The following is a 16416-nucleotide window of genomic DNA, read 5'->3' as shown; positions in this document are numbered from 1 at the left end:
ATTACGCACTGGCATTATCACCGGGAGAAAAAATGAAGCCATCGCCATCAAATAACACGCATGACAATGACGTGGACAGTGAAGAAAAAGAACAGGGAACGGATATCGAAGTGGACGAAGACGCCCTGCCCTCGCGGGCTGCAGCGATCCATGAAGAAATTCGACAGGATGGGGAAAAGGAGCTGGAACGCGACGGCATGGCGCTGCTGTGGTCAGCGATTGCCGCCGGCTTATCGATGGGTGCCTCGCTGATGGCGAAAGGCATTTTCCAGGTGCACCTCGCTGGCGTGCCCGGCGCCTATCTACTGGAGAATCTCGGCTACACCTTTGGTTTTGTCATCGTGATTATGGCGCGCCAGCAGCTGTTTACTGAGAATACCGTCACCGCCGTGCTGCCGGTGATGCATAAACCCACCGGCGGCAATTTTATGCTGCTACTGCGGCTGTGGAGCGTGGTGCTGATCGGCAATTTGATTGGTACCGCGCTGGGCGCGCTGGCGTTTAATCATATGCCAATTTTCGATGACGCCACGCGCCAGGCCTTCACTGCCATCAGCGAGAAAGTGATGGAGCACACGCCGGGCGAAATGTTTGCCAACGCGGTGGTTTCGGGGTGGATCATCGCCACCATGGTATGGATGTTTCCTTACGCTGGCGGCGCCAAAATTGTGGTGATTGTGATGATGACCTGGCTGGTGGCGCTGGGCGATCTGGCCCACATTGTGGTTGGATCGGTTGAAGTGCTGTATCTGGTGTTTGCCGGCACGCTGCCGTGGCAGGAGTTTTTGTGGCCGTTTGCACTGCCCACCCTGCTGGGCAACATCACCGGCGGTACGCTGATTTTTGCCCTGATCAGTCACGCGCAGATCCGTAACGACATGAGCGAAGCGGCCAAAGCCAAAGCGCGAGCCGAACAGAAGCGCAAAGAGAGGCAGGAAAAGCAGAAAAATCAGGAAAAAGCGTGATCGCCACCGCCTGATTGCTGACACTTTGAGCAAACAGGCGGCCCACGGTTAAAATCCCCTGCACGGTGCGCTATACTGCGCGCCGCACGTCTCCTTAGTTAAATGGATATAACGAGCCCCTCCTAAGGGCTAGTTGCAGGTTCGATTCCTGCAGGGGACACCAGTAACGCCTCTTCTGCTTTGGTTTACCGCTTCGTTTATTGCTCCTCTCCCTCTGCCACCCCAATGCTGTTTTTCATATGCCACAAGGTGTAAATCTGCGATCGCAGGTGCTGTTCGAGCTGGCGGATAAGCTGCTGCCGCTGGGGGGCACTGGCTGGTAGCGAGTGGATTTGCCGCAATTGTTCCTCAATGGGCTCAGCCTGCTGAAAACGGGTCATCATGCCAAATACCGAGGACTTCAGCTCACTCACCGTGATGTATTTGCCTTTTTGCTCATCCAGTCCATTCAGCCGCTCGCTCAACTGTGCCAGCTTCATCATCCCCTGATGCCAGGCCGCAAGGTTTTGCGCTGGCAACATGCTGGCCTCAAGCTGATGCTGCCACCGCGCAGATAACGAACCTGCCTGTTCCGGCCACAGCGCCTGCGCCTGCTCCACCAGCTGCTGGCCATACGCAATATTCCAGTCGGGCGCGAGTTGTTCCAGACGAGATAACTGCTGCTGCGTGTCGGCGATCAAGGCTGATGGTATGGACGTCCGCTGCCGCAGCATATCCCGTTGCTGTGACGTGAGTGTGGCGGGCACAGGAGCCAGCGATGCCACGAGCTGAGCCTGCAGTGGATCGGGCCGGTGCAGATATTGCCAGCCGCCCACCGCGACCACGCTGATAAGCAGCATGGTAAACATCCCGGCACTGAAAAATTGCCACTTATTACGACGGGCCAGCGCCGCTGTCTGCACCTTTATCTTCGGCTGATGTTGCTGCTGCGCGATATAAACCCATCTGGCGCTATCTTGGGTTTTCGTTTCATGCGGATGTGCGGATATCGCCCCGGTATCTATCGTGGTGCCGGGCAAGATGTCGCTGGTCGTATCGTCACGGCTTTCCAGCCTGGCGGCACTGTTGTGCATCAGAGCACGCAATGTATCAAGCTGGCTAAGATGTTTAAGCTCCAGCCGCTGTAACACGGTCCCCAGCCGGGTAAGCAGTTGTTCAGCACGATAAAGCTGACTCAGATCGTCATAATTCAGGGAAAGGGTGCGCATCTGCTGCTGCACGCGCTGGCTCAGGCTGGTGAGAATGTCCATGCGCGCGTGGATCGGTTGCGGCCACAGCGCTCCCCACTGATGGCTCACCAGCGCTTCCAGTAGCGCCAGACCTTCATTCAATCCAACCAAACCAGCCAGCTGCATGCGGGCAAGCGTGTACCAGGCCGCAGTCTGCAACTCCACTCCGTTTTGTTCAAACAGAGAAAGGCAGTGTTGTTCAACGTAAAGCCAGTCTATATCCGGCCGTGCCGGATGGGTCAATTTGCTCAGCTCTTCACGCAGAGCAGCATAATCCGGCAGCTTACGCGGGTCGCTGCCGGTTTTAATCCGACGGGCAGGCATGTCATTCATGACTTATTGTCCCTGTGAGGTATTTACAGCGTGGGAGGATAATTAATTATGCAGTCTGGTTTTTTGCCTGTTTTGAGCGATGAACGATGCAAATATTTCTTTACCGCCCCCCTTCCCGCCTTAATTAATATTGATTAGCGGTGCAAATAGGTAAATGCGTGTAGCCGGGTTGGCTGGCCATGTAAAGCGGAGCGCAGGTCGGTTTTCGTGGTAGCAAATCGTTCTGATCCTGAGGCTGAACCATCGGCTGTGGCTGTTTCTTTGATGTGGCGATCTTTTTGGTCTGCGTTTTGCCGCTGCTGAGCGGTGATTTTGCCTGCTGCGTGCTTTCTGACGAATCATACCTGGAGCAAAATTTCTTCGACTGACTCAGACTTCCGTCATTACAAACAAAACGTCCATCTGAGGTACAGTGTGCAATACCACCCTTTGCACCAGAACAGGGTTTTCTGCCTCTGGCCGCTTCAGCCTGCAGAGTCACTAATAAGCTAAAAACCAACAGCGGTATCAATTTCTTCATATTCAAATCCATATGTTATTTTGTTATTCAGCCTTGTTCGTAATAATGCCGCTTAGATTTGCGCTTTACCATCAAGATATTGTTGCTGCCGGAGATGCCGCAACAGAACGCGCCCTTCCGGCATAAATTCAGTGCCGTATCGCACCAGACCGAGTCCCTTCAGTTCCGCATCAATCGCGTAGCGCAATTCGCCGGGCTGCGCCTGCTCCAGCAGCACCACTCTGATGCTTTTCAGGCGCGGCTCATACCTGAGCAGAACAGCAGACAGGGTGCCAATCAGCTCATGGGCAGTGCCCGGCATGCCCTGCAGGATTTTGCTCATATCGGGCAGACCATAGTCCGGCAGATGCGCCAGCGTGCCGGCGCGACAGTTGAGGATGCGCTGCATATTGTCGAGTACGGACAAAATCACCTGATTTTGTTCGCTGACCTGATCGAGGGCCAGGCCGCCGGTGAAGTTGCCGGTGAGCATTTCATACAGCGAAGGTGTGTTATGTCCCTGGGGCATCAGTCGTCCTTGAGCGGTTGCAGTGTCAGATGATTGTTACCGGCTTCCAGAATGCGCGGCTTATCCGGGTCAAGGTCTTCACGCCCTATCACCAGCTTCCAGGTGTTGTTAACTCTATCCGGATGGCGGAACAGCCCTGCCACGGCGACAAACTGCGCATCTTCTTCCATTGGCATATCGAGGTTCGCATCACCGCCAGGTTTTACCACTACATCCCGGGTCGCCAGCAGATCGGGTTTCAGGATCGTGTCGCCATCCCTGAGGAGCTGCTGATAGACCGTTTTGTCGAAGGTTTTACGGTCTTTCAGCTGCCAGACACGAATAACCACCGGCTCAGACAGCGAGTTACTTTCGCGGGAATCGGTGTTCAGCGCCTCACGGGCGGTAAAATCCAGGTGCAGCACCTTAATCTTTTTGTAAAGCACGGCGTTAAATGCCGATTTAGTGCCATCGGTGATACCCTGCGTCACCCCACACCCCGTCAGGCTGAATGCCAGTAGCGCAGGTAGCCAGCATGCGGATTTAATCAAACTTGTACGTAACACGTCGGTTTCCTTGTTGTGATGATTCAGGCTCCAGCCCGGCGTAATAACACAGTTCCGTGGTAAAGGTCTGCGGAATATCCTCCGGGAGATCTTCATCTTGCGCGCCCAGTACGCCATTCATCCCCAGCCAGAATGGGCCTTCGCCGAGTGGCGGCGCAGCCAGCAGGCGGGTTCGGGTGGTCAGGGTGATTTTTGCTTTAAAACGCCAGCCGAGATACACCCGCAGCATCACCAGAAAGTCCTGATATAACAGGCCATCCGGTTTCCAGCCCTGAGATTCCTGCTCGTTATCGGTGGACAGAGCAATCAGCAGCTGGCTGTTGGCATCCATCGCCTCTTCGCCCAGCGGCGTGTTGCCATCCAGCAGAAAATCGTCATCACCGTAAAAGCCCAGCGGCTGGCTGACAGCTACAGGTCGCAGGCAATACGGGCTCACCTGCACCGTCGTGTCGGGTGCCAGCAGGCTCACCAGGGCCTGCATCCCCTCCTGGGTTTTACCTGGCTGCTGCAGCACACCCAGCAGCGCCAGAAATCGGGATACCGGGGTGGCGATGTGCTCTGCGGTGCCCGGTATCCCCAGTCCCACCAGACCCAGCAGTGACTGCGAGATAGCGTCAGTACCGCCGGGCTCAAATGTGGCCGGGTAGGAGTATTTACGCCAGACACGGTAAAACTGCGTCAGGATACGGTGGCTGAAGATATCCAGAAAACCCTGCAGCGCTTCGTGACCTTCGCGACGCTGAGTGATGTCGTCGAGATAGGCGGTCGGCAAAGGGGAATCAACTCCGTACATCCCCATAAAGGTCGTGCGGATGAGCGGTGGCTTGCTGTCATCCTCCTCGTCATATTCGACAGCCTTTATTTCGCTGGCCGGAAATCCCATCCCCGGATGTGGGGCAAACCGCACCGGGTCATTCGCCGGGTGGCTGGTCGAGCCCATCGGCGGCCTGCCAGGATTACGCTTCTCCAGCAGCTGGCATAAGCGGTAAAAGTTGATACGGTGAAGGTCGGCTTCCAGCCGCGGGGTCAGCCGGGAATGCGGCGATTGTGCTTCTCTTCCCATTCCAGGCGCTCTCCAGTCGGTTGCAGGATGATAATCAGGCGGTTGAACAGATAGATATCGGTATACAGGGCAAAGAAGCGGCTCAGCATCTCGCCGAACAGACAGATGTCGCCGCGCCCGGCAAAGCCGTGACTGTCCAGCGTCACCTCAATCTGCACACCGCGTACCAGATAGCCCTGTTCGAAACGCTCGGTTTCGCGGTGCTTCACATCAATGATGGCTTCCAGCCGACGGCGGTTCATCTCACTATCGGTCCATTCGTACAGCGCCAGGGTGCCGCGCAGCACGTCAGCATTGTCCATCATCGACAGGAATCCGCTGCCGAGATGGCTCAGCACGCGCCAGTGGAAACGGTCCTGCGCCGGTGGATAACAGGGTAGTGTCGGCGCACACAGGTTACGCACGGCGATACTGGCTGAGGTGGTTTTCATCACCGTATCAAGCACCGTGCTCTGCAGAGCACGTCGTGGCAGCTGGCCGTTGGTGCCGGTGAGCGTCAGCGACAGGCTTTCGTCTTCCGGCACCGTGTGGTTATCAAACGCTTCACCGCCGAGGATAAGCCAGGTGTTATGCAGTCCGGACGGACCGCGACGTACGCGCGTGTGGTAGTAATATTCCGGGGCCTGATGGCGCATCATGCCGCCTTTGTGGCGAAAGCTCGAAAACGGTACGTAGATATGCTGGCTGGATGACATCACCGAATCCACCGCATAAATCTCAGTATGACCATCCTGCACGCGCATCGGGCGCAGCATGTATTCGGTCTGCAGAGAGTTGAGCGTCAGCGGGTCTGACTCCAGCGGGAATAGGTTAATCACCGGCACACAGTTCAGGCGCAGATGTTTTTCGGTAAAGCTGAAGTCATGTTCCCAGCGCTCCGCCAGCACCACGTCGATTTCAAACCAGGGGAGCTCAGCCGGAAAGACCACGGTCTCCAGCCCACGCAGGCCTGTGAACATGAATTTCTCGCGGAAGGTGAAATACTCCAGCAACAGCTGATAGCCGCTGAAACTGCTGCTGCCCTTCGGCCACAGGTCGTCGTTATCGCCAAAGCCCAGCGCGGTGAAATACCCGTCGAGCGGTCTTCTGTCCATGTCACCCGGTAAGCGCAGCCACAGGCGGGCGACATTCATGGTGAAGGCTTCATGCATGGCACAGGCCAGCGGCGCGTCGGCGTTGAAATACAGCGGAATACAGCTCAGGTCGATGCGCCTCCAGTCAGCCAGATCACTGCAGTCAAAACGCAGAGTGATAACCGAACGCCCGTCAGGGTCAGTCGACAAACTGGCATGTTCCAGCGACAACGGCTGAAGAGTCATCTCTTTGGTGGTGGTATACCGGCAGCGCGTGCCCTTCTCGCCGATCGGCCGCGAGTTCACCTCAAAACCTTTGACGATGCGCATCGGCTCTTTCATCTCGCGCCAGTCAGGGGTGAATTCCACCACCGACATGGACGGAATGGTACGCAGGTAATGTGGCCACAGCAGGCTGACCAGCCCTTCGGTTAATTCGGGCAAGTCGTCATCGAGCTTCTCGCGCAGCCGGCCCATCAGGAAGGCAAAGCCCTCGAACAATCGCTCCACGTACGGGTCGCGCGCTCCCGCTTTATCGAGATTGAGCATTGCCGCCTGCTCGGGGTGAGCACGGGCAAACTCTTCACCGGCTTCAAGCAGGTAGCGCATTTCAGCGTCGTAGTAACGCAGGGTTAAATCATCCATAAAAACCTGAATATGTGTGTTTGAAAGGTATGCCTGATGTTTTAGCCGCAAAGCACCGCGCTGCTGGCCGGATCGAGCGCAATCAAACCCGCCAGAAGCTGGTCCATCTCTGGCTGTAACCGTGATTTATCAGTTTCACTGCGTGTGGCTTTCATGCGCAGCAGTCTGAGGCGGCGCGATTTCACTTCAAACAGCAATGCCGGTGTCCACTGCGTGAGGGTAATTGACTGTGCGGCACTGTCGAGCTCTCCCAGCAGATGCAGGGCCAGTTCATTTTTGCCCTTCTGCTCGGCCACGCGGGTCATCAGCAAACGCAGCAACCATCTGTCTTTTGTCGAGTCGGTGCCCGGGCGTGTCTGTAGCCAGCGAAGCGTGGCATCCAGACCGTCGGTGTCCGCTTTATCCAGCGCTTCCGGCTCGAGAGCCAGGATATCGTTATCTGTTTCACCGGCGGCACTGACCGGCTCATCCCGCCAGCCGGACATATCGTCCAGTACGTTCTGATTTATCCAGTTCAGCGTCACTTCATCGGCAAACGGCGTACCGTCATTAAAGGCCAGGGTTTCAAGCCCGGTAAGGCGACGCAGCAACCCTTTCAGGTCGGCGGCGATGATCCCGGCAAGCACCTCCTGCCCCGATTTCATTAGCGCCTGGTGGACATACCACTGTAAGTCCAGCCAGAGGTGATTAGCGCCACGCGAAAAGGCGCTGTCTGCCTGCTCCAGTATTTCGCACCAGCTCTGCTGCAGATACAGACGTTTGAGCATGGCACGCTGGTCTGCGCGCGGCGGTTCGATGCGCGTTTTGCCTTGTGCATCCGGGGCAGGAATGCTGTGCAACGTGTCATGACGCAGGCTTTTCATCAGCCGGTGGGCGGCAAGCCAGCCATCGGGTTGCTCACGCAGATATCCGGTCAGGGTGCGGGCCTGGGCCAGCAAATCCTGACCAGAGGTGATGCGGCTCAGCACTGGCGCATCTGGCTCCGTCACAGGCGTGGAGATCTGTGACGGAGCCTTATCACCTGCATTCTGCGGTACCACGGCATCCACACCACCGGCCTTCATCAGGCGGGATTCCAGCGCGCTGTACAGGGCATTCAGCTCTGGCCGCGACGCTTCCGGCTCTGTATCCAGACTGTCGCGCAACAGCAGCAGCGCACCGGCAGTGCGCAGTGCATCGTCGCGAATCACTTCCGGCCAGAGTGACAGGCTGTCCAGAACACGGGAGCCTGCGAGCCACTCCAGCGCCGGTTTACGGCTCCGCTCGCGCTGAGGATGAAGCTGCGTGCCATAGCGCTGTAGCAATCCCGCCAGTAGCTCAAGTCCTTCGGCAAAACCGGCTTCACCGTCCTGGTGCAGACGCGCCCAGCAGTAATAAGTTGCAACCCGGATATCTTTGGCCGCAGTGGTCAGCAGTTTTTCGGCAAGCGTACAAATCAACCCGGTATCAATGCCGGAGAGCTTATTGACCTCTTCGCGAATACGCTGAAAATCATCATCATAGCCTGGGTCTTCACCGGTCGGAGGGGTATCATTTAACGGCGCAAGCCAGGGCTGCCAGTTTTCCGTGCGTGACTGGGCCTGCTGCCGCAGCTGAGTTTCGTCAGCCTGACAGGCGGTGACCAGCTTCTGCAGTGTGCTCATTCTTCGACCTCCTCCATGTCACTGTTTGCGGTGTTAGCCATCAGCGCCTGCGCGGTGGCTGCGCTGTCGACACTGAATATCTGATCCGGCAGCGTGAAACCGCGCAGATCCAGCAACGCCAGCGGACCTTTCCCGAGTTGTGAGCGCAGCACCCACTGCAAAGTGCGACCGTCCGGGGCAGTAAAGCTCATCATCCACTGGCTGCGGTCAAGTTGCTGGCGTTTGCCCTGGTCCAGCCAGCGAATAAAGCCCCAGGTCCCGCTGTAATCCCCGAACAGACGTGCACCGGCGTTGACTGAGGTCCAGGTCAGCATCGTCCCCGGCTTGTAAGTGTCACCCGGCCAGCGGAAGCTCTGCCAGTCGGCCATCTGGTTGAAGTAGTGCAGCTTTTGTCCATCAATAATCAACTGGGTTTCCACTACCTGCGGTACAGGACGCGCCTGCAGCTCAAAGCTGATGCCCTGGCTGCCATCGGTGAACAGAATGTCTGACAGTTGGCTCAGCTGATTAATCGCCCGCAGCAAGGCCGGGTTGAAGCTCAGCCCCTGGCTGTTGACCTTATCCGGCACCCACTGGCTGCCCTCTTTGTGCAGCACCCCGTTGAGCTCTGTGGTCAGGAAGCGCTCGATACGCCCACTGTCCTTGCGCACAAATTCAGCCAGCATGGGTAAAGAGGCATCACTTTTGCTGGCGGCAAACGGGAAACGTCCGTCAAAGGCAGTTTGCCAGTTAGCGACAACCGAGCGGCTCCATTTATCATTCAGGCTCGCCGCCGACGGCTGAAGCACGGTCTCCCAGGCCTGAGTCAGAGGCTGGACAAACATCGTGCTGCCAAAACCACTCCACTCTTCGCCCAGGCTTGCCGAAATCAGACTGCCGTACTGCTGGGTGTCGGTCAGATCCACACTTTTGCCCTGGAACACGGTCTGCGCCAGAGTCTGCATCATCGCCTGCGGATCAGAGGCGCTGGCCACCTGCTGCAGGCGCAGACGCACGCGGGTGATGCGGGTCAGATACGTCTGCAGGCTCAGTGACGTGTCCGCCGACATAACGTTACTGCCTTTGTTTTTACCTAAAAGCTGAAGCAGCGGGCCAAAGGTGTCATCCAGCGGGCCCTGCGGCCCTGATGCAGACTGGTCAATCGCTGGCTTGTCCTGTCCACTTACGAGATCTTTAGCCGATTTGATAATGGAATCCGAAAGACTTTCGCTGTGCTGGCCGGTCTGCCCCTGCCAGGCAATGGTATTCATCAGGGCAATCAGTGGAGACTGGCGGACATCGCTCATCAGCGTCAGCTGGTCGGTAACGTCTGCGATGTTGTTCGCAGGATTAAGTCGCAGACTATTAAGGAAGCTCAGCCAGCTACCGGCAAAGTCGGTGAAGTAACGTTGCGTCAGACGTGCTTTAAGGGCCTCCGGCGACAGATCTGAGGAGACCGCTTTCCGGCTGTCACTCAGCACCCAGTCAATTTCATCCCGGCGAGAGTTGGCGGCCTTTTCGATAGCCTGCTGAATACCGCCCTCCCACGCCTGACGGGTGAACATGCCCGGTACCACTTCATCAGTGGTGAACAGGCGGCGGGCATCAGTACCGCTGGTCATGTCTTCCAGGGACACATCGGCAAAGTTACGCCGCACCGATGTGAGCATGTTTTCATACAGCGTGCTTTCGGCGTTACGCCGGCCAATTTGCTGCAACAGCACCTGGCGGCTCTGGCTCACCAGCTGCGCATCGGGGGTGATTTTCCACTGTGGTTGCCCGGGCAGTTCGTTGATGTAGAAAGCCCACAAATCCGGCGCCAGGCTTTGCCACAGGCCGGTTGAGATGCCCTTTCGCGTCGGCTGCACAGCTTTCATGGTCTGGGCGTAATACGCGCCGTCGGCTTTATCCGGACGCGCCATCATCAGCCAGGCCTTCAGCTGGTCATAGCCCAGCGTCGCCAGCTGAGCGCGCCGATCGCTGTTCGGTTCGGAATTCACCAGCGCATTGAGTTTTTTTGTCAGCGCAGCACTGGCTGGATCGCGGATCAGGCGATTGTTTGCCACGCCATACCAGGGCAGCAATGCCTCGAGCAACTGCGGGTTATGGTCCAGGCCAAAACGCTGATACCAGGGAGCGCCTTCCTGAATACGATGCTGCAGGCGACCGGCATGATTACGCAGCGTATGCAGCGCCGTCAGCTGCTCATCCGATACCGCAGGATGCTCCACCAGGGCATGGGCCTGCTCAGCAACAGAAACGATCTGCTGACGGTTGACCGCGAACGACAGCAGCGTTCCCGCGCCCCAGATACCCATGATGGCCATCAGCGTCCAGGCAAGCGTCTGTTCCCACGCCATACCGACTCGGCGGCCACGAACACGGGTACAGTCGTCCACGATACCCTGCCAGGTCACCGGCAAAGTCAGCGCATGGCGTTGTGATTGCGGGATAAATTTCTCAGCGTCGGCTGTTTCCTCTGTCGGATGAATTGAGTGACTGTCCGGCAGGCTGAACATCAGACCACGTAGCGGAACGCGCTGCTGGGAGGCTGCCAGCCATGGCACCAGTTGCTGAGCCCAGCGGGCGATACCGCCGTCTTTGAGGTGCTGACCCAGGCGCAGCAGGAAGTCGTGGCCGTTGTTCTCAGCGACCTGACTCACCCCCTGCGTCCGCAGGTCCGACAGCATCCGTTCAAGCTGACGACAAATATCGTCAGGCTCAGCACGCAGGGGAAAAGTAGCCCCTACCGTCTGTTCAGTGCGTTTTGCCTGCGACCAGGCGCTGTCGCACAGCTGCCACAAATAAACCGGGGCGGAATAGCGCAGCAGTTCGCTGATTTTTTCCAGGCCGCGTAAATCGTTGTCGCTGATTTGCGGGGTCAGATTAAACGACTGCGGCATGACGCGGACAATCCCGTCCAGCGGGTGCCCGCGGCGCAGTTTACGCAGCGCAGCGAATTTTTCCTTATCGGGTTCAGCAGTCAGGCTGCCGCCATAAATCAAGACCGTGCGGTTGCCTTCCAGCCACTGATGGGCTTGCAGGTTGGGCACCAACTGAGCAATGGAGTTTTCATCGCCTGTGACTAACAGCAGGCGGACTTTACTTCGCCAGAAGAGGCTATAACGACGACGGAGATGGTTGCTGATGTCCGCCCTGAGCGGCAGACGGAGCGTTCTTTTCTTTTTGACCGGTCTGGAAGAAGCCTCTCCCATCACTTTTTCCCGAATCATTAAATGAAAAGCGATAAACCCCAGCACCAGTACGCAGAGCGACACTCCCCAGACAACAAAACAGGCCGTCATGATTCGACGTATCACGTCCCATTCCGTGGAGAGATCTTCCCCCCAATACCACCACAGTAACCCACCTGCCAGCACAAGCAGCGTGACAGTAGCAACAAACAACACCGCCGTGGCAAACACCGAAAATTCAGCGGGTTTATTTTCCTTCACCATAAGGTTTAATAATTCCAAGTGCGAGAGTATGTAGAGGATCTTTGGCTATCCAGCCGCAGGGTTGTTGATAATTATTTGCGTAAAAAGCCGCCAGAATCAGCACGATAAGCATTTCCATATCACCGGGGTTCCCCCAGTTGAGGTCCTGAACGTGATGGGTCACATTCCAGCCGCTTTGCGCCAGGGCGGGCAGCCCCGGCTGTGAGAACAGCATGCAGGTGTCATGCGGCGTTTCGAGGTCGCTTTGCTGCTCCGCTCGTTCGCAGACTGCGGTTAAAACCTCTTTCCCGGCGATATCGTAAACTTCCCCCCGGGTGAGGCTGACCAACCCTTTCTGCGCGACCAGACACAGTGCAGCGGACTCTCCGGCAGGCTGCGCAGAATTAAACGAGGCAGCTATCGAATGACACCCGGCGACCAGAATGGCCTCTGTTTCAGGGAGCGTTTGAGCCGTTGCGGCAAGTGCAGACAACGACTCTTCGCCTTGCCATGTCTCCGGTTTTTCAGGAAGCGCCACGTCCGGAAATGAAACCTGCATTTGGCTACAGAATGCACGCCAGGCATCCAGAGAACCCTGCCAGTAGCAGCGCCATAAGTGTGGCGGAGAGAAATCTGCGTGCTGCGTCCGCCATTGCAGCACCAGCATTTTTGCCAGTAAAGCCTCGCGTTCAGCTACCGTATCGACCAGCGTTCGACCGATACGCAGCGCTTTACCGCTCGACTCATTTTTTATCTCAGGAACCCGATGCTCCCGCTTTAGCAGCCGCAACCAGTGTGGCGTATCGGTCCCGGCAGGGCCCAGCAGCACCATTTCACTAAGCGCGAAATGGTGCTGATGCTGCAGCCACCAGGCCTGCTGCTGCTGCTCAACCAGTTGTTGGTAATACCGGGCGTTATGGGCCGACGTCCGGTAATACAGCATGCGTATTAACCAGAGCACGCCCATCATAATCACCGCGCCGGCCATTCCTTTTATCACCAGTCCGGCAGCGCTCCCGGCAGGATGAAGCAGCGCGCCGCCTCCTCCGCACAGCAACACCATCAGCGCCCCCGCTGATAGCCATCGCTTGCCGTCAGGGGCGCGCACCACCCGGTAGGGTGGATACTCCGGTAACGGCCTCACAGCTCAATGCCGCAATCGGGAAAAGAGCTCACCAGCGTGCAGCCACAGGCACAACGATGACCATGCAGCGCCACCGACTGTCCGTCCACTTCCGATAACGAACTGCCTTCGCTGATGACCGTGATGCCATGTTTATTGCACTTCACTGCATCGCCTTTACAGGCGATCCCTTTCCCGAAGCAAAGATAATGCCCGCCCAGCACTTTCCCACCGTACTCCCGCAGGGTATCGCCCTCGCGTATCACTGCTTTCATCCTTCATCCTTCCCTGAATCAGGCCGTTACGGTCGCCTTAAGATTTTCCGCCCAGCTGGACTCAATCATCGTTTTTGCCAGTGCCAGCCGCTGATCGCTGATGAGCTGCGTTTGCTGTGCCACCACTGTGCCTGGCTCCATCGTTGGCGCCTGCAGCTGTGCGGCGTTGGGCAGCATTGGCAGCGGTTTGCCGGAAAGCAGATCGATAGCCTGCGTTTCGAGGTAAACGGCACCCACGGTACCAGCAAGCCCCGCGAGTTTGCCCTTCGCGCTTTTCTGTCTGATGATAACGGCCGCGCCTGCGGCAAGGGTCGCGACGCCCACCACCGCCCCGGCAATCATCAACGGCGTCATCGGCTTACTGCTGCAGCTGCCGAAATAGATCATCCGGTAGAGGAAATAGCTGCCCCAGGGTTCGCGGGAGCCGAAGGCGTTGTGCATAAACCACGCGCGGGAATCGTGGATCTGATCGTCAAACAGTGCCCGCACCAGCCCGCCTGGTTCAGTGGCGTTACTCGCTTCGCCGGCAGCCGGGAAAAGCACTTTTACACGATCGTCTCCGGCGGTTTTCATGCTGAGCCATTCGCCATACTCATTGTCGTTATTCAGCAGGAAGATGGCGTTACTCATTGAATCAACGGCAGTAAAAATCCAGTTACCGGTACCCGTCCGGGAGATGCCGTGGTAATCCTCTCTGAACTCCTCTGCGGCCTGACGCAGCTGGGTTTGCCCCAGTGCAGCGTCGAAATCCTTTGGCCCCGGTGGGAGCATCAGGAAGCCTTCTTCAGGTTTATGTTCGGCAATTATTTCCTTACGAGCATCGTCAACTTTTTTCTGTGCTTCTTTCCAGTCATCCTCAGCCTGCTTTCTGACCAGCGGATCGCTGTCTTTATCCAGCCCGTTCGCCGCCGAATCGACATAGAAGCGCTGGGTCTTGTAGGTTCCCCCGGCATAGCGGTTAATACGCCAGGCGGTGATCTAGCCCATCTGATCTTCAAGGGCTTTCTCCAGGCTGACCGGCGCACGCGGCGGATCGTATATTGCGGCTTGTTCGGGGAGAATCGGGACTGTGGACGAACTCAGACCGAGGGTAAGCTCGCGCCAGGCGTTGAAACGATCGGAAAGGGCTTCATGAATAAAAAATTCTTTAAGAACATCTAAAGTCATCTTTCTCCATTCCACATTATTTAAATCATCTGGTAACGCGTCTTGCGGAACTTTTAAGGGGGCTCCTGCGCCGAAGGCAGAGGCATACATCTCATGTAGCGCTATTTGTGATAACAAATAACCGTCATTGTCTGCATTGGCCTTTCCCTGATCGCCTGGCGGGTAGCCTCCGCCTAAATCCGAGTGCATACCCGGATAGACGACTTCCTCGCTGTTCGCCGGATATTTACCATCCGGGCGGCGGATTGAATCCAGCGGGAAGCACAGCCGCTGCTCGTGGGAAGAGACCAGATGGACACACTTTTTAATCAAGCCGCCGTAGATCTTCTCTGCCGGCAGCTCCTGGCTCCCGTCCGCCCAGCCCATATGCCCTTCTGCCACCGGGGCGATATGCGCCACGCCCACCGAGGCCACCGTATCCAGCAGGCCCAGAAACTCGACGCTGAGCGGAATTTTCAGCTCCCCCACAGCCAGGCACTGCTCGGGCTTGTCTTTTTCCTCCCCAGGCTTTGGCAGCAACCCGGTGAGCCAGTTGACAAAGGTCCGCGCTGCCGCTGCCCCGCGCGAAAAGCCGTACACGTACAGCTTGATTCCCAACAGCTTTGGCTTTCCGGGCTCGGTGGGTACCAGAGCCTTTTGCAGCTCTGGTGCCATATCATTCAGCAGGCTCTGGAAGGTCTCAAAACGGTTGGCAGCGCCGGTTAGCCCAAAGGACGCCATAGAGGTCGCCATTTTATCTACCGCGCTCCAGCTCGCACTGTTCGACAGACTCTTCTTAGTTGTCGTCCGCTTCAGGGCATCGATAATTCGCAGCAGACCCCAGTTGATTCTGTCCTCCCCGTGAGTCGCTGTCGCCAGCCCCATCATGCTGAAATCCAGATCGTTCACCTCGGGAAAAGGCGTCCCGACGCCGGGGATATAATATTTGTAGTATTTGTCATCGCCGCTGCCGTCAGCATCCAGCAACTCCTCCCCTTTTGCTACCCCCCCGGCAGTCCCCTGCCCGATGGTGGCGCGAAACAGACGGGCTATATTGGTGGGATGCTTCGGGTCAGCAAAATATAAGTCGTGATTAAGGTTATTGCCGGTGCCGTCGAAAAACAGGCTGATGTGCACAGTCTTACAGCAGGGCGGTTCCACGCGCCGCCCTGCTGCCAGGCACAGCTCCTGCCGGTAGACTAACTCGTGGTTGTCCTGCTGCGCGCAGTTTTTGCCAACCAGCGCAGCCCTGGTGGGTAAACGCCCCTGAGCCGGGAACGCTGGCGGGAACCACGCCAGATCGGTGATTATTTTGGACATACTTTTGGCTCCGGCATCTTAAGGGGCTCTTTGATCGGATGTTCCGGATGGCCATAGTTGGCACAACTGGTCGTCACTTTCACCTCATCACAGGGCAGAAAATGCACGGTTATCCCGCAGGTTTCCTGCCCCGTATAGTCCGGCACTGGGACAACCTTGCTATGCTGGCGATTATTTGCACTCATTTTTTTTTCCCAAGCCAAATACTTTTCTGTATCTGCAAATCCTGGAAACCCTTTTGTTGAGGCTTCTCCGCTTTCCCAGTCAACCTTAACCCTCATACCCGGTCGCCATTTCGCCGGCACGCCATAGCAGCACCCCCCGCCGCCGCCCTGATACGGACCAATAGCATCGATGCCAGACTGACCGTCGACGCTGAAATGGTTGATTGCCCATCTGGTGTGATTGATTGCCTCTATGGTTCCGCCGCCCCCCCGGCTATCCGCGTTCGCCGCAGGCTGATTACAGCCCGCCAGCAGCAGGGCACCCAGTGCCACGAGGTAATGTCGTATTTTCATTTTGCATTCCTTTGATGAAGAAACGGATGACGTCCGTCTTGCTCAGCCATGACTATTCGGGATGGCATGGCTGAGCATTACTGAAGAGGGATAA

12 protein-coding genes, 1 tRNA gene and 1 pseudogene are annotated in these 16416 nt (G+C 57.0%); 2 read left to right on the top strand and 12 right to left on the bottom strand.

Annotated elements, in window-relative coordinates; all coding sequences use genetic code 11:
* Positions 1-32 precede the first annotated feature (32 nt).
* Both K7H94_RS05930 and K7H94_RS05925 read left to right on the top strand, forming a co-directional pair.
* Positions 33-965, top strand: a complete 933-nt coding sequence (locus tag K7H94_RS05930) for a formate/nitrite transporter family protein (RefSeq protein ID WP_150058714.1) — start codon at positions 33-35, stop codon at positions 963-965.
* Positions 966-1053: 88 nt separating this feature from the next.
* A tRNA-Arg gene (locus tag K7H94_RS05925) sits at positions 1054-1128 on the top strand.
* Between the two features lie 34 nt (positions 1129-1162).
* Here K7H94_RS05925 and K7H94_RS05920 read toward each other — a convergent pair.
* The 12 genes and pseudogenes from K7H94_RS05920 to K7H94_RS05865 form a co-directional block, all read right to left on the bottom strand.
* A complete protein-coding gene (locus K7H94_RS05920; RefSeq protein ID WP_222951796.1) occupies positions 1163-2527 on the bottom strand; it encodes a VasL domain-containing protein in 1365 nt (454 codons plus the stop codon).
* 124 nt (positions 2528-2651) lie between these two features.
* Positions 2652-3047 (bottom strand): YdcA family protein, encoded by a 396-nt coding sequence (locus K7H94_RS05915; protein WP_222951795.1) that lies wholly within the window; start codon positions 3045-3047, stop codon positions 2652-2654.
* Between the two features lie 52 nt (positions 3048-3099).
* On the bottom strand, positions 3100-3555 hold the full coding sequence (tssE, locus tag K7H94_RS05910; RefSeq protein WP_222951794.1) for a type VI secretion system baseplate subunit TssE: 456 nt from the start codon (positions 3553-3555) through the stop codon (positions 3100-3102).
* Positions 3555-4100: a type VI secretion system lipoprotein TssJ gene (tssJ, locus tag K7H94_RS05905; protein WP_222951793.1), complete on the bottom strand. Its 546-nt coding sequence runs from the start codon at positions 4098-4100 to the stop codon at positions 3555-3557. Before tssJ ends, tssE begins: the two co-directional genes overlap by 1 nt.
* Positions 4078-5163, bottom strand: a complete 1086-nt coding sequence (gene tssG / locus K7H94_RS05900; RefSeq protein WP_222951792.1) for a type VI secretion system baseplate subunit TssG — start codon at positions 5161-5163, stop codon at positions 4078-4080. The genes tssJ and tssG overlap by 23 nt, the downstream gene beginning before the upstream one ends.
* Positions 5127-6881 (bottom strand): type VI secretion system baseplate subunit TssF, encoded by a 1755-nt coding sequence (tssF, locus tag K7H94_RS05895; RefSeq protein WP_222951791.1) that lies wholly within the window; start codon positions 6879-6881, stop codon positions 5127-5129. The genes tssG and tssF overlap by 37 nt, the downstream gene beginning before the upstream one ends.
* Before the next feature lie 41 nt (positions 6882-6922).
* Positions 6923-8524 (bottom strand): type VI secretion system protein TssA, encoded by a 1602-nt coding sequence (gene tssA / locus K7H94_RS05890; RefSeq protein ID WP_222951790.1) that lies wholly within the window; start codon positions 8522-8524, stop codon positions 6923-6925.
* Positions 8521-11961, bottom strand: a complete 3441-nt coding sequence (locus tag K7H94_RS05885; RefSeq protein ID WP_222951789.1) for an ImcF-related family protein — start codon at positions 11959-11961, stop codon at positions 8521-8523. The genes tssA and K7H94_RS05885 overlap by 4 nt, the downstream gene beginning before the upstream one ends.
* Complete coding sequence (locus tag K7H94_RS05880) at positions 11945-13003, bottom strand: hypothetical protein (protein ID WP_222951788.1); 1059 nt, start codon at positions 13001-13003, stop codon at positions 11945-11947. The genes K7H94_RS05885 and K7H94_RS05880 overlap by 17 nt, the downstream gene beginning before the upstream one ends.
* Before the next feature lie 77 nt (positions 13004-13080).
* Positions 13081-13338, bottom strand: a complete 258-nt coding sequence (locus K7H94_RS05875) for a PAAR domain-containing protein (RefSeq protein WP_222951787.1) — start codon at positions 13336-13338, stop codon at positions 13081-13083.
* Between the two features lie 18 nt (positions 13339-13356).
* Positions 13357-15804: pseudogene (locus K7H94_RS05870) on the bottom strand (T6SS phospholipase effector Tle1-like catalytic domain-containing protein).
* Entirely contained in the window at positions 15792-16322 is a 531-nt protein-coding gene (locus K7H94_RS05865) for a Tli1a family immunity protein (protein WP_058781801.1), read from the bottom strand. The pseudogene K7H94_RS05870 and the gene K7H94_RS05865 overlap by 13 nt, the downstream one beginning before the upstream one ends.
* Positions 16323-16416: the final 94 nt, after the last annotated feature.

The organism is Pantoea dispersa (genome assembly GCF_019890955.1).
Lineage (GTDB): Bacteria > Pseudomonadota > Gammaproteobacteria > Enterobacterales > Enterobacteriaceae > Pantoea > Pantoea dispersa.
The sequence above is the reverse complement of the archived record's forward strand: the minus strand, read 5'-3'. Positions and strand labels throughout refer to the sequence as shown.